Annotated in this window: 11 protein-coding genes; 5 read left to right on the top strand and 6 right to left on the bottom strand. The window is 75.4% G+C overall.

Annotated elements, in window-relative coordinates:
* Positions 1 to 156 precede the first annotated feature (156 nt).
* Positions 157 to 1,341, bottom strand: coding sequence for a zinc-dependent metalloprotease (locus ACF1AK_RS28530; RefSeq protein WP_391501702.1), 1,185 nt, complete (start codon positions 1,339 to 1,341; stop codon positions 157 to 159).
* 1,131 nt (positions 1,342 to 2,472) lie between these two features.
* On the bottom strand, positions 2,473 to 4,215 hold the full coding sequence (gene dacB, locus ACF1AK_RS28525) for a D-alanyl-D-alanine carboxypeptidase/D-alanyl-D-alanine-endopeptidase (RefSeq protein WP_391501701.1): 1,743 nt from the start codon (positions 4,213 to 4,215) through the stop codon (positions 2,473 to 2,475).
* A gap of 77 nt (positions 4,216 to 4,292) precedes the next feature.
* Between dacB and ACF1AK_RS28520 the strand changes: the two genes are divergently transcribed.
* Positions 4,293 to 4,784, top strand: coding sequence for an inorganic diphosphatase (locus tag ACF1AK_RS28520; RefSeq protein ID WP_344344657.1), 492 nt, complete (start codon positions 4,293 to 4,295; stop codon positions 4,782 to 4,784).
* 220 nt (positions 4,785 to 5,004) lie between these two features.
* Entirely contained in the window at positions 5,005 to 5,679 is a 675-nt protein-coding gene (locus ACF1AK_RS28515; protein WP_391501700.1) for a heme oxygenase (biliverdin-producing), read from the top strand.
* 54 nt (positions 5,680 to 5,733) lie between these two features.
* Here the strand turns inward: ACF1AK_RS28515 and ACF1AK_RS28510 are convergent, their stop codons facing one another.
* The 3 genes from ACF1AK_RS28510 to ACF1AK_RS28500 all read right to left on the bottom strand — a co-directional run bounded on the left by ACF1AK_RS28510 (position 5,734) and on the right by ACF1AK_RS28500 (position 10,100).
* Complete coding sequence (locus ACF1AK_RS28510; protein ID WP_391501699.1) at positions 5,734 to 6,381, bottom strand: GNAT family N-acetyltransferase; 648 nt, start codon at positions 6,379 to 6,381, stop codon at positions 5,734 to 5,736.
* Positions 6,382 to 6,836: 455 nt separating this feature from the next.
* Positions 6,837 to 8,510: an HtaA domain-containing protein gene (locus ACF1AK_RS28505; protein WP_391501698.1), complete on the bottom strand. Its 1,674-nt coding sequence runs from the start codon at positions 8,508 to 8,510 to the stop codon at positions 6,837 to 6,839.
* Between the two features lie 42 nt (positions 8,511 to 8,552).
* Positions 8,553 to 10,100 carry an HtaA domain-containing protein gene (locus ACF1AK_RS28500; RefSeq protein ID WP_391501697.1) on the bottom strand — a complete coding sequence of 516 codons (1,548 nt, stop codon included), beginning with the start codon at positions 10,098 to 10,100 and terminating at the stop codon, positions 8,553 to 8,555.
* Positions 10,101 to 10,271: 171 nt separating this feature from the next.
* Between ACF1AK_RS28500 and ACF1AK_RS28495 the strand changes: the two genes are divergently transcribed.
* From ACF1AK_RS28495 to ACF1AK_RS28485, 3 genes are read left to right on the top strand one after another with little or no spacing between them, the layout of a single operon-like run.
* Positions 10,272 to 11,297 (top strand): hemin ABC transporter substrate-binding protein, encoded by a 1,026-nt coding sequence (locus ACF1AK_RS28495; RefSeq protein ID WP_391501696.1) that lies wholly within the window; start codon positions 10,272 to 10,274, stop codon positions 11,295 to 11,297.
* A 29-nt stretch (positions 11,298 to 11,326) separates the two neighbouring features.
* On the top strand, positions 11,327 to 12,364 hold the full coding sequence (locus ACF1AK_RS28490; RefSeq protein ID WP_391501761.1) for a FecCD family ABC transporter permease: 1,038 nt from the start codon (positions 11,327 to 11,329) through the stop codon (positions 12,362 to 12,364).
* Complete coding sequence (locus ACF1AK_RS28485) at positions 12,361 to 13,188, top strand: heme ABC transporter ATP-binding protein (protein WP_391501695.1); 828 nt, start codon at positions 12,361 to 12,363, stop codon at positions 13,186 to 13,188. The genes ACF1AK_RS28490 and ACF1AK_RS28485 overlap by 4 nt, the downstream gene beginning before the upstream one ends.
* Before the next feature lies 1 nt (position 13,189).
* Here ACF1AK_RS28485 and ACF1AK_RS28480 read toward each other — a convergent pair whose 3' ends face one another.
* Positions 13,190 to 13,405, bottom strand: a complete 216-nt coding sequence (locus tag ACF1AK_RS28480; RefSeq protein ID WP_391501694.1) for a dodecin — start codon at positions 13,403 to 13,405, stop codon at positions 13,190 to 13,192.
* Positions 13,406 to 13,467: the final 62 nt, after the last annotated feature.

Below are 13,467 nucleotides of genomic sequence, written 5' to 3'. Positions count from 1 at the left end.
CACCCGCTACGCCACCCGCGCCACCGGTACGACCACCGTCCCACGTTCGGGTGAATGAAGAAACGTATCTTCACCCGCCATGTGCACGACTGGACCACCCGTACGAACGGGTTTGCACCGCCGGTTTCCTCGTCACCGCCTCACGGGCGGCCCGTCTCAGCGCGCGACCCGGGCCACCCAGGCGGCGGGGTCGTGGATCTCCTCCTTGGTCGGCAGCGTGTTCGGCGAGGTCCAGACCCGGTTGAAACCCTCCATGCCGACCTGCTCCACCACGCCCCGGACGAACACCGCGCCGTCCTGGTACTGGCGGAGCTTGGCGTCCATGCCGAGCAGCCGGCGCAGCACCAGGTCCAACCGGTTCGCGCCGCGGTCCCGGCGCTGCTGGAACTTCTCCCGGATCTCCGCGACGCTCGGCACCACGGCCGGGCCCACGCCGTCCATCACCACGTCCGCGTGCCCCTCCAGCAGGGACATCACGGCGGTCAGCCGGCCGAGGATCTCCCGCTGGGCCGGCGACTGGACGATCTCCAGCAGACCGGTCGAGGAGGTGCTGTCGCCACGGGACCCGCCGCCCAGGCCCGGCAGCCCCGCGCCCAGCGATCCGGCGGCGTCCCGCAGGCGCTCCAGCAGCGCCCCGGGGTCGACGTCCGTCTCGGCCAGGAAGGACTGCACCTCGGACTGGATGTGGTCGCGCAGCCAGGGCACCGCGGTGAACTGGGTGCGGTGGGTCTCCTCGTGCAGGCAGACCCAGAGCCGGAAGTCGGCCGGATCGACGTCCAGCTCGCGCTCCACGTGCACGATGTTCGGCGCCACCAGCAGCAGCCGCCCGGGGCCGGGGCCCTCGGGGCCGAGACGCGGCTTGTCGAACAGCGCGGCCGGGCTGTCCGGCGCCTCCAGCGAGGGCTCGGCCGGGGCGAAGGTCTCGTACTGGCCGAGCACCTTGGTCGCCAGGAACGCCAGCAGCGCGCCGACCTCGATGCCGGTGGCCTTCTCCCCCACCGTGCCGAACACCGCGGAGGCCGACCCGTTCGTCCGGCGCGCCTGCAGCTTCTCCACCAGCGGCTGCACGATGGTGCGGAAGCCCGCCACATTGGCCCGCACCCAGCCGGGCCGGTCCACGATCAGCACCGGGGTCGCGGCCGCCTCGGCCAGGCTGCTGGACCGCATGCCGGTGAACTCCCGGACGTGCTCCTCGGCCGCCAGGGCGTGCCGGCGCAGCTCGGCGACCACCGCACCCGCCTCGGCCCGGCTCACCTCCGGCCCCGGCCGCACCAGCCTGGTCGCGGTTGCGACCGCGAGATTCCAGTCGACCATGTCAGCACCGCCGCTCGCGCTCGTCATGCCCTCACCGTACGTGCTCCCGCCCGCCGGGGGGAGCCGGAACGGCCGGTCAATGGCCACCCACCGCGGGACGGCAGCGGATCCGCCCCCCTCCCCCGCTCCGGCACCCGCCCGAGGGAGGGGGAGGCGGCGCCCATGGCCCCACGCACCTCGACCCCCCCGGTACCCCCGCCCGCCTCCGCGGCCACGCGCACACCGGCGCCTCCCCGAAGTGCCGCCAAGGCAGCGGCCTGCCCCGGCGCCGCCCGGCCCTGCCCCCGGAACTCACCTCGGCCACGAGCCCCTCCGTCAGGTGTCGGCCCCCCACGCGCGTCCGCCCCGGCCCAAGACGCAGCAGTCCACCGGCCACCGCCGCACGCCCACAAGCCCCTCCACGGGGTACCGCCACGTCGGCCGGCTCCCGCACGAGAGCCCCACCCCGGCCCCGTCCGTCCGTGGGGTGCCACCAGGCCGGCGGCCTCCCAGCGCGCGGACTTCCGCCGGCCTGACACGCCCGGCCCAGCCCGGAACGCAACACATGCCGGGCACCGCCACACGCCCACGAACCCCTCCACGGAGCACCATCACCTCGGCCGGCTCCCGCACGAGAGCCCCACCCCGGCCCCGTCCGTGCCTTGCCACCGAAACTCACCTCAGCCACGAGCCCCTCCGCGGGGTGGCGCCGCGTCAGGGGCTTGGCGCATGCGAGCTGCCCCCGCCTCAACACGCCCGGCCCAGCCAAGACGCAGCAGTCCACCGGCCACCGCCGCACGCCCACAAGCCCCCTTCCGGGGTACCGCCGCGCGCGCCCTTTCGAGCCACCGCAGCCGACTACGCACGCCCCTGGCCGGCCTGGATCCGTGCGCTGCGGCGCCTCTTGGAGGCGCCGCAGCTGCTCCGTCCCGGCCCACCTCTACGCGGAACCCCCGCCGGACCGAACGTCCGACCACATGCCGAGGGCCCTCGCGGAGGCGCCGCGCCCGACACACCCTGGACCCGGCGGCCACACCCGCCCCGGTCGGTCCGCCCGGGCAACTCGGTCTGCGGCCGTTCGCCGAACTCCCGCCGTCCGCCCGGAGGGCGGGCCAACAGGAACGCCTCGCGGCGGCGAAGCCCGCCCAGCCGAAGGCGGCGGCGAAGCCCGCCCAGCCGCTAGTGGCAGCCGCAGGCGGCGAGGCGGGCGACGACGCGGTCCATGGCGGTGCGGGCGGTGTCGGCGGGGGCGGTGGTACGGGTCATCAGGGCGAAGGAGAGCAGGCGGCCGTCGGCGTCCACGACGGTGCCCGCCAGGGTGTTGACGCCGCTCAGGCTGCCGGTCTTGGCGCGGACCAGGCCGGCCGCGTCGGCGGCGCCCGAGGTGGAGCCGAAGCGCTTGCCGAGGGTGCCGGTGAAGCCGGCGATCGGCAGGCCGGTCAGCACCGGGCGCAGCGTCGGGTGGTCCACGGAGGCGGCGAGCGCCAGCAGCTTGACCAGGACGACCGGCGGGATCGCGTTGCCGGTGTGCAGGCCGCTGCCGTCGTTGAGCACCACGCCGGCCGTCGGCACGCCGAGCCGGGCGAGTTCCTGGGTGACGGCGGTGGCGGCGCCCTCGAAGCTGGCCGGCTGGTGGGCGGCGAGCGCGGCCTGCCGGGCGAGCGCCTCGGCGAGCGTGTTGTCGGAGGTGGTCAGCATCCGCTCGACCAGCCTCGCCACGGTGGGCGAATCGACCCGCCCGAGCACCGGCGCGTCGGCGGCGGCCGGGGCGGTGGCCTGCTTGGCCTTGCCCTGGACGGTGATGCCCTGCGCCTTGAGCAGGTTGGCGAAGGCCTCGGCGGCCGCCCCGGCCGGGTCGGTGACGCGGGCGGGCGCGTCCTCGCGGCTCTTCGGGTCGACCTTGCCCTCGTCCACCATCAGCGGCGTCACCGCGGCGATGTTCTCGTTGTCGTGGTTCTTGTGCAGCAGGCCGCCGGCGTAGAGGGAGACGTCGTAGTCGAGCGCGACGGCGGTGGTGCCCGCGGCCTTCAGCGCGGCGGCGGTCTGCCGGGCCAGTGCGTCCAGCGAGGCGGGGGCGGTGTCCGGGTCGGCGGGGACGCCGCCGATCTGCACCTGCTCGGCGGGGAGCCCGGTGAGGGTCGGATCGCCACCACCCACGAGGGTGATCCCGCCGGTGGCCGCGTTCTTGACGACCCGGGTCGTCAGCCGGGTGTCGCCGGGGATCAGCGACAGCGCCGCGATCGAAGTGGCCAGCTTGGTGGTGGACGCCGGGGTGGCGGCGGTGTTCTCGCCGCTGCCGTAGAGGAGCCGGCCGTCGGCGGCGTCCGCGACGGCGAGGCCGACGGTGCCGAGGTTCTTGTCGGCGAGCACGGCGGCGAGCGCCTGCTGGAGGCCCTGGGACGTGGGCAGGCCGGTGTCCGGCCCGGCCCCGGCGGCGGTCAGCACCGTCCCGGCGGGGGCCGGACGGGCGGCCCCGGAGGGCTTGGCGGCGGGCGGGGCCGTGCCGGTGGCGGGGGCGCCCGGCGCACCGGCGGCCGGGGTGGTGGCGGTGCCGGTGGCGCTCGCGGACGGGTGGGGCGACTCGCCGCCCCGGCGCCCGGGCCGGTTGCCGTTGTCCCCCTTGCCGCCCCGGTCCCCCTTGCCGCCCCTGCCGTCGTCCCGGCGGCCGTCGCCCTCGTCCTCGTCCCCCTGGGCGTTCCCGGGGGCCCGGCCGGAAGGCGGGACCGGTCCGGACCCGGAGGGCGAGGCCGGTCCGCCCGGCGCGACCGATCCGGCCGGCGAGCCGGATCCGGACGGCGCCGGGGACGGCTGCGCGTACGCACCGCCCGCGCCCAGCACCGTCCCGGCGACCAGCACCGCCGCCCCGAACAGCCCCGCGGCCGTCCCCCCGCGTCGGTCCCCCGACCCAGCCCCTGCACGCACCGAACCGGCCCCTTTCCTCAGCACTCACTCCCGTAGGAGACACTTGGATTCTGTCAGTCCCTACCTTGGAGGAACCGTTGGAGTTCGACGTCCTTATCGAAATCCCGAAGGGCTCTCGTAACAAGTACGAGGTCGACCACGAGACCGGCCGTCTGCGGCTCGACCGGATGCTCTTCACCTCGACCCGCTACCCGGCCGACTACGGCTACGTCGAGGGCACCCTGGCGGACGACGGTGACCCGCTGGACGCCCTGGTCATCCTGGACGAGCCGACCTTCCCCGGTTGCCTGATCAAGTGCCGTGTCATCGGCATGTTCAAGATGACGGACGAGGCCGGCGGCGACGACAAGCTGCTCTGCGTCCCGGCGACGGACCCGCGCTGGGAGCACCTGCAGGACATCCACCACGTGTCGGAGTTCGACCGCCTGGAGATCCAGCACTTCTTCGAGGTCTACAAGGACCTGGAGCCCGGCAAGTCGGTCGAGGGTGCCAACTGGGTCGGCCGCACCGAGGCCGAGGCCGAGGTCACCGCGTCGATCAAGCGCCTGGCGGAGCAGGGCGGTCACTGAGCCGTCGCGCCCGTCTCGTCCGTCCGGCGGTCCGTCCGCCCGGGCGTTTCGAGGTAGGTCGGGGCAGTGGGAGGCCGGGGCCCGCGGAGTTGTTCCGCAGGCCCCGGCCTTCGCCGTTCCCGGGGGTGCGCGGTTCTTCCCGACACCCTGTCGGCATGACGGAAACTTAGGTTAGGCTAACCGAAGTAATCGGGGGCGTACTCGATCTCTGGAGGCCCGCATGCCCATACCCGAGCAGCCCGTCGTCCCGTTCTCCACCGTGCTGCGCACCGCCAGCAGCGCCGAACACGAGGCGGCCGAGCAGTCGTCCTTCATGAGCCGTCTGCTCGGCGGGCACCTCGGCGTCGAGGCCTACGCCGACCTCACCGGCCAGCTCTGGTACGTCTACCGCGCACTGGAGGAGCGGGCGCAGGAGCTCGCGGGGCACCCGGTGGCCGGCCCCTTCATCGACCCCGCGCTGCTGCGCACCGACGCCATCGAGCGCGACCTGGCCCACCTGCGCGGCCCGCGCTGGCGCGAGGAGCTCGCCCCGCTGCCCGCCACCGCCGCGTACGCCGCCCGGCTGGAGGAGCTCGCGGCCGACTGGCCGGCGGGCTACATCGCGCACCACTACACCCGCTACCTGGGCGACCTGTCGGGTGGTCAGATCATCCGCGGCCTCGCCGAGAAGACCTGGGGCTTCGAGCGCAAGGGCGACGGCGTGCGGTTCTACGTCTTCGAGCAGGTGGAGAACCCGGCCGCGTTCAAGCGGGACTACCGGGCCAGGCTGGACGCCGCCGGGCTCGCCATGGACGAGGTCGAGCGCCGCCGGGTGGTCGAGGAGTGCAAGCGCGCCTTCCAGCTGAACGGCGCCGTGTTCCGCGACCTGGACACCCGGTACCCGCTGAGCGCCTGAGCGGCCGAGCGTGGAGCAGGAAGTCGGCCGGGCCGGCTTCCTGCTCCTTCCGCGTCACTCCGGGCCGAACCAGGGAAGGCACTCCGCCAGCCCCTCGATCCCCACGGGGACCGGCCGGTGCTCCCGCCAGCGGTCGGAGGTGAGGCGGAGCCGGCGCAGGACCGCGGCCCGTCCGCGGACGACGTGATGCTCGACGCCGTCCTCGCGGTACCCCAACTTGCCGGACACCGCCAGCGACGCGGCGTTGTCCGCGTAGGCGCCGGAGACGGCGTGCCGCGCGCCGAGTCCGGCGAAGGCCAGGTGGAGCGCCGCGGCCCGCATCTCGGTCCCCAGGCCCTGACCGTGGTGCGCCCGGCCGAGCCACGAGCCGGTGCGGACCTCACGCAGGACCGCGAAGTCCCGGGCGGCGATGCCCTGGGTGCCCACGACCACGCCGTCCCGCAGCGCGACGAGGTTCAACTCCCAGGCGTCCGGCTGCCACTCGCCCCAGCAGCGCCAGTGGTACTGCAGGACGCCCCGGGCCCGCTGCTCGGGCTCGACGTCGGTCCAGGCGACCGTGAACGGCTGCACGGCCGGGTCGTGCACGCCGTCGGCGGCCAGCGAGGCCAGCGCGGCGAGCTCATCGGGGTTCGGCAGGCGCAGTTCCAGGCGGGGGGTGGTCAGCCGCAGGCCGGCCAGCGGCCACTGGGACATCAGGCTCATACGGGAGGATTCTCCCGCCCCCCACCGCCCGTGACCACCGGATATCGGTCAGCGGGGCATCCGGCGACGGCCCCCGGGGGTCGGTTCCGGGCCGAGGTGGCCGGCCTCCCGTTCGCGCCGCACCCCTCGGCGGCCCTCGCCCGGACCGGGCGGGGCCACCGGACACCAGCCGGAGTGGGAAGTCGGTCCCGCCGACTTCCCACTCCGTGTTCATCCGCGTCGGCCGCCACCGCGACGTGTTCGGGGTGACCACGCCACCGTCGGGTTCGGCACGCCCCCCGGGCCACCCCCGCCGGCAGCGGGGACCGGGACCGGCCTTTCCCGCTCACCGAACTACGCGGCCACGGGCGCCTCGGGGCGGCGAACCCCGACGACGCGTGGGCGCAGGGCCGGCCGGGGGTGAGGGGCCGGAGCAGGAGGCCGGCCGGGCCGGCTTCCTGCTCCATCGCCCCTGGTCAGGCGCGGGTGGACGTGCGGTGGCGGGCCAGGGCGGTGGCGCCGCCGCCGAGGAGGAGCAGGCCTCCGGCGGTCGCCAGCAGCGGGGCGACCGGGGTGGAGGAGCCGGTGGAGGCCAGCACCCCGGTGCCGCCGCCGGTGGTGGTCAGGGAGGCGCCGCCGACGGGCCCGGTGCCGGTGCCGGCGGAACCGGTCGTACCGGTGGTGGTGCCGCCCGCCGTACCGCCGGTGGTCGGCCGGGTGGTGGGGAGCGGGGCGTTCTTGTCGAAGGCCAGCGAGACGGTGACCGGGTCGAGGGCCTCGCCCGCCCTGTAGTTGGCGAAGGCCGGGACGCCCTCGGCGGTCAGGGTGGCCGGGACGGCGTTCAGCGTCACCACGCCGTTCACCGGGGTGAGGTCCGCCTTCGAGACGTCGAGCTTGGCGATCCGGGCGGCGGACAGTGAGGTCGTCCTGCCGTCCGGGGACTTGGCGTCGACGTCGGCGGTCAGGTAGGCGCCGTCCTTGTCGATGCTCAGGCCGAGCTTGGAGAAGGTGGTGTCCAACTGGTAGCCGCCACCGGCCGGGTGGCCGAGGAAGCGGACCGATCCGGCGAAGCCCGCCGACAGGGTGTGGCTCCTGGTGTTGTAGCTGCCGGTCGCGCCGCCGAAGCGGTAGCCGGCCGCGCCCGCGCCGAACTCGACCTTGCCGTTGGCCACCGGGCTCTGCAGGTACGTGCGGAAACTCTCCTTGACCTGCCAGTCCAGGGTGCCGTTGACGACAGCGAGTTCACCGTGGCCGGCGGGAGGGGTGGTGGCGGGGGCGGTGGCGGTCGGGGACGCGGTGGTGGACGGCGTGGCGGTAGCCGTGGACGTGGGCGTGGCGGTCGGGGCCGCCGACGGGGACTGCGTCGGCGACGGGTTGGCGGTGGCGGTGGCCGACGGCGAGGCGGTGGCCGTGGCGGACGGCTCGGCGGTCGGCGTGGCCGTCGCCGTCGGAGTGGCCGTGGCCGTCGCCGTGGCCGTGGCCGTGGCCGTGGCGGTGGGCGTGGCCGTGGTGGTCGGTGTGGCCGTCGGGGACGGGGTCACCGGGCTCTGCCGGAGCAGCAGAGCCAGCGGGTCCATGTCCGCCCCGGCCCGGTAGAAGCCCGCGAAGGCCTTGGCGCCCTCCTCCGTGAGCTTCGCCGCCGTCGGCACGCCCGTCGTGGTGTCCCGGCCCACGGTGAACGTCACCAGCGGCACGTCGTCCCGCCTGGTGACCTCACCGGCGCCCATCGACTCCTTGGAGGCGGTGTCGGCGGTGAGCGTGCCGGCCGTCCCCGACGTGGTGATCCTCAGGTCGCTGAGGGCCACGTCCAGCGCCCCGTGGTGGGCCGTGAAGTGCACGCCACCGGTGAAGGAGGAGCTGAGCGCGTGGGTGGTGAGGTCGTACGTGGCGCTCGCCAGGCCGAAGTGGAAGGTGCCGTCGGCGTTGCGGGTCGCACCGTCGGTCAGCTCGATCGCGCCGCCCTGGGAGGCCGGGCTCTCGATGTAGGTGCGGAAGCTCGCCTTCACGCCCCAGTCCAGCGCGCCGGTGTCGTACGTGACGCTGCTCGGCGCACCGGCGCCGAAGGCCAGGGCCGGGGCGCCGATGGCGGTCAGGCCGAGGCCGGCGGTGACGGCGGCCAGGGCGGCCATCCGGGTGCGGTTGCGGGACATGGGGGAACTCCGATCGATGAGCGGGGGGAAGAAGGGTGGGGGTCAGGCGCGGCGGCGGCGGCGGAAGAGGAGGAGGCCTCCCGCCGTGAGCAGCGCGGCAGCGAGCACACCGCCGGCCACCACGGCCGCCGTCGGGACGCCGTCCGGGCCCTCGGCCCCGGTCGCGGCGGCGACCGGCGTGACGGACGGGCTGACCGGCGCGAGCGCCGGGGCGCTGCCGATGTCCGGCAGCGGCGGGAGCGCGGCGGCCGGGTCGAGGGCGACGGCGAAGCTCAGCGGGTCCATCCCGGTGCCCGCCGGGTACAGGCCGCCGAAGGCCCTGCCACCCGGCTCGGTGAGCGTGAGCGGGATCTCGACGGCCTTCAGCAGTCCGCCCTCGGCCTTGAGCCCGGCCGGATCGAAGGTCGCCAGCTCGACGCCGGTGAGCTGCTGCGCGGCGCCGTCCGGCGTGCGGCCGGAGACGTCGGCGCTCAGCACGCCCTTCCCGTCGGCGACGGTGATGCCAGGGTCGGTCAGGGTGAGGTCCAGGCCGTAGGCGTCACCGTTCTTCAGGCCGGTGAAGCGGACGCTGCCGGAGAAGGCGGCAGTCATCGCACCGCTCGCCGGGTCGTAGGTGCCCTTGGCGGGCGTCCAGCGGAAGAACGCGCCGCCGTCCGCCGCGCCGCCGGACGGTTCCCAACGGCCCTGGGCGATCGCGCCGGTGACGTAGTCGCGGAAGGTCCGGCGCACGCCCCAGTCGAGCGCGCCGTTGCCGAACTCGGTGACGGCGGCGGCCGGAGCGGTCGTCGGGGCCGGGGTGTCGGCCGGGGGCGCGGAAGCGGCCGGAGCGGCCGGAGCGGCCGACGAAGGCGCGGCGCTCGGCGGAGCGGCCGCGGTCGCGGTCGCGGCCGGAGTGGGCGAGGCCGCCGGGGCCGTCGGCGCGGCCGGAGTCGGGGTCGGGGTCGGAGTCGGCGCCGCCGCGGGGAGGTTGACCGACAGGCTGACCGGGTCGAGCGCCGTCCCCGCGGTGTAGAACCCGGCGAAGGCCTTGGCCCCCGCATCGGTCAGCGTCGCCGGGACGTTGCCGAGCGTCAGGGTGCCGGCCGCGCCGCGCAGGTCGACGCCGGAGAGCGAGAGGTCCGCCAGCTTGGCCTGGCTCGCGCTGCTGACCTGCCCGGTCTCCCGGGACTTGCTGGTGACGTCCGCGTACAGCCCGGCCGCCCCGCCCGGGGAGGCCCGGAAGGTGAGCCTTCCGATGCTCAGGTCGAGCGCGTTGGTGCCGTCCTCCTGGTGGCCGGTGAACCGGACCCCGCCGGAGAACGCGGCGCTCAGTGCACCGCTCGCCGGGTCGTAGGTGCCGGCGGCGGAGTGGAACCGGAAGCCGCTGCCGGCGACCGTGGCCGCGCCGCCGGTGAGCGACCAACTCCCCTTGGCGATGGGCCCGGTGACGTACGTCAGGAAGGACTGCTTGATCCCCCAGTCGAGCCGCCCGCCGGACACCTTCCCCTCGGCCGCCACCGCCCGGCCCGGCAGCAGGGCGACCGTCAACAGGGCCGCCAGGGCGGCCACCAGGACGGCGGCCGGACGGCGGAGCCGATGGGGCAGAGGCACGCGGATCACTCCTCGGCGCGACAGGGGGAAGCAGGGAAAGCGGGGTCGGCGCAGCGCCGACCCCCTTGCGAGATTTAGGTAAGGCTAACCTAATATATGAGTCAAGAGCCCCGCCGGGCACCCCCGCACCCCACCCACCGGCGGCGACAACTCCCGACGAAGGGAACGACGTTGAGCAGCAGTACCCCCCGACATCGGGCCGCCCGCGGCCCCGCGATCCTGCTGCTGCTCCTGGGTCTCCTGCTCGCCCTGACCGCCTGCGGCTCCACCACCGGCACCACCGGCGAGGCCTCCGGAACCGGCTCGCGCGCCCCGGACGCCGTCGAACCGCTGCCCGACGCCCCGACTCCGCGACTGCCCGCCACCGCGGCCTCCGCCGACGGCCGGACGACCACCGTCACCAGCGCCGAGCGGATCATCCCGCTCAACGGCAGCCTGGCCGAGATCGTCTTCAGCCTCGGCCTCGGCTCCCGCGTGGTCGCCCGGGACGTCTCCACCACCTTCGAGCAGGCCGCCGCCCTGCCGGTGATCACCCAGGCCCACGACGTCTCCGCCGAGGGCGTGCTCTCCCTGCACCCCACCGTCGTCCTCGCCGACCGCTCCACCGGCCCGGCCGAGGCGATCGCCCAGATCCGCGCGGCCGGCGTCCCGCTGCTCGTCCTGGACGACGCCAAGCGGCTGGAGGACGTCGGCCCGCGCATCGACACCGTCGCCGCCGCCCTCGGAGTCCCCGACGCCGGACGGCAGTTGAAGGAGCGCACCGAGCAGCGGATCACCGGGGCCAGGGCCGCGCTGCCCGTCGTCGAGCGCCGTCCCAAGGTCGCCTTCCTCTACTTGCGCGGCAGCGCCTCGGTCTACCTGCTCGGCGGCCCGGCCTCCGGCGCCGGCTCGCTGATCGAGGCGGTCGGCGGCGAGGACGCCGGCACCGCCGCCGGACTCGGCGGCGACTTCACCCCGCTCACCAGCGAGGCCCTGGTCAAGGCCGCCCCGGACGCGATCCTGGTGATGAGCAAGGGACTCGACTCCGTCGGCGGCGTCGACGGCCTGCTCAAACTGCCCGGCGTCGCCCAGACCCCGGCCGGGCTCGACCGCCGGATCGTCTCCGTCGAGGACGGCCAGTTGCTCAGCTACGGCCCGCGCACCCCGCAGGTGATCAACGAGATCGCCGAACAGCTCTACCCGGGGACCGCCCGGTGACCGCCGCCGTCGCCGGCAAGAGCCTTCCCGTGGCCGGGCGCACCGGCCACACCACCCTGGTGACCGTCGGCCTCGCCGCCGCCCTGCTGCTCTTCGCCCTGCTCGCGGCCGGCATCGGCGCCTACCGCATCCCGCTCGGCGACATCCTCGCCTCGGTCGCCCACCGGACCGGCCTCGGCGGCCACGCGCTCGACCGCGTCCCCGAGTCGGTGCTCTGGAACGTCCGGCTCCCCCGGGTGGTGCTGGCCCTGCTGGTCGGCGCCGCGCTCGGCTGCGCCGGGGCGCTGATGCAGGGCGTGTTCGGCAACCCGCTCGCCGAACCGGCCGTCATCGGCGTCTCCTCCGGCGGCGCGGTCGGCGCGGTCGGCTGCATCGTGCTCGACCTGGACGCGTTCGGCACCTGGACGGTGACCGTCGCCGCCTTCGCCACCGGCCTGCTGACGGTCTTCGCCGTCTACGCGATGTCCCGCTCCGGCGGCCGCACCGAGGTGGTCACGCTGATCCTCACCGGTGTCGCGGTGAACGCCTTCTGCGGCGCGCTGATCGGCCTGTTCCTGTTCACCGCCGACTCCGCGGCGATCAGCCAGGTCACCTTCTGGCAGCTCGGCTCGCTCGCCCAGGCCACCTGGGGCAAGGTGCTCGCCGTGCTGCCGTTCGCGCTCGTCGGCCTCGCCCTCGCGCCCCGCCACGCCCGCTCGCTGGACCTGCTGGCGCTCGGCGAACGGCCCGCCCGCCACCTCGGCGTGGACGTCGAGCGGATGCGGCTGGTGCTGATCACCGTGGTCGCCCTGCTCACCGCCGCCGCCGTCGCGGTCAGCGGCATCATCGGCTTCGTCGGCCTGGTCGTCCCGCACCTGCTGCGGATGGTCGCCGGTCCCGGCCACCGCTTCCTGCTGCCCGCCTCCGCGCTCGGCGGCGCGCTCGTCCTGGTCGCCGCCGACCTCGCCGCGCGCACCCTGGCCGAACCGGCCGAGCTCCCGCTCGGGGTGCTCACCGCGCTGATCGGCAGCCCGTTCTTCTTCTGGCTGCTGCGCCGCACCAGGACCAGGCAGGGAGGCTGGGCATGAGGCTCCGTACGCTGCGCGGCCGCCCCGAGGTGCCCGGCCGGCCCGCCCCGGGCACCGAACTGCTCACCGCCGAGGCCGTCCGGCTGACCGTCGGCGGGCGCGACCTGCTGGCCGGCGCGGACGTCCGGGTCACCGCCGGCGAGGTGGTCGCCCTGCTCGGGCCGAACGGCGCCGGCAAGTCCACCCTGCTGTCGGTGCTGGCCGGCGACCTCGTGCCGACGGCCGGCGAGGTCCGGCTGGACGGCCGCCCGCTGGCCGGCTACCGGCCCGCCGACCTCGCCCGGCGGCGCGCGCTGCTGCCGCAGGCGGCCGCGCTGTCCTTCCCGTTCCCGGCCGACGAGGTGGTGCGGATGGGCCGCGCTCCCTGGGCCGGGACGGCCGCCGCCGCCGAGGACGAGCGGGTGATCGCCGAGGCGATGGCCGCGACCGAGTCCGCCGCCTTCGCCGGGCGCCCGTTCACCGTCCTGTCCGGCGGCGAACGGGCCCGGGTGGCGCTGGCCCGGGTGCTCGCCCAGCGCACCGCCCTGCTGCTGCTCGACGAACCCACCGCCGCGCTCGACCTGCGCCACCAGGAACTGGTGCTGCGGCTGGCCCGTGCCCGGGCCGCCGCCGGGGACGGCGTGGTCGTCGTCCTGCACGACCTGTCGCTCGCGGCGGCCTACGCGGACCGGGTGGTGCTGCTGACCGAGGGCGCGACGGTCGCCGACGGGCCGGTGGCCGAGGTGCTGCGCGCGCCGCTGCTCAGCGAGGTGTACGGGCACCCGGTCGAGGTGCTGGCGCACCCGCGCACGGGACTGCCGTTGGTGCTGCCGGAGCGCGGGTGACTCAGCCCTCGTCGTCCAGCCGGAAGCCGACCTTCATGCACACCTGGTAGTGCTTGATCCGGCCTTCGGCGAGATGGCCCCGGACCTGCGAGACCTCGAACCAGTCGAGGTGGCGCAGCGTCCGGGAGGCCCGCTCGATGCCGTTGCGGATCGCGGCGTCGATGCTCTCGGTCGAGGACCCGACGATCTCGGTCACCCGGTACACGTGCTCGCTCATGGCGGTCTCCTCAGCTGTGCGACGGCCCCCGGTCCACCGTGCACCGGGGGCCGTCGCTCCGC

The organism is Kitasatospora sp. NPDC015120, assembly GCF_043080305.1.
Lineage (GTDB): Bacteria > Actinomycetota > Actinomycetes > Streptomycetales > Streptomycetaceae > Kitasatospora.
The sequence above is the reverse complement of the archived record's forward strand: the minus strand, read 5'-3'. Positions and strand labels throughout refer to the sequence as shown.

Coding starts and splice junctions, on each gene's coding strand:
- ACF1AK_RS28530 (WP_391501702.1), bottom strand. CDS start 1,341: ATGACGAGCGCGAGCGGCGGTGCTGACATGGTCGACTGGAATCTCGCG.
- ACF1AK_RS28515 (WP_391501700.1), top strand. CDS start 5,005: ATGCCCATACCCGAGCAGCCCGTCGTCCCGTTCTCCACCGTGCTGCGC.
- ACF1AK_RS28510 (WP_391501699.1), bottom strand. CDS start 6,381: ATGAGCCTGATGTCCCAGTGGCCGCTGGCCGGCCTGCGGCTGACCACC.
- ACF1AK_RS28505 (WP_391501698.1), bottom strand. CDS start 8,510: ATGTCCCGCAACCGCACCCGGATGGCCGCCCTGGCCGCCGTCACCGCC.
- ACF1AK_RS28485 (WP_391501695.1), top strand. CDS start 12,361: ATGAGGCTCCGTACGCTGCGCGGCCGCCCCGAGGTGCCCGGCCGGCCC.
- ACF1AK_RS28480 (WP_391501694.1), bottom strand. CDS start 13,405: ATGAGCGAGCACGTGTACCGGGTGACCGAGATCGTCGGGTCCTCGACC.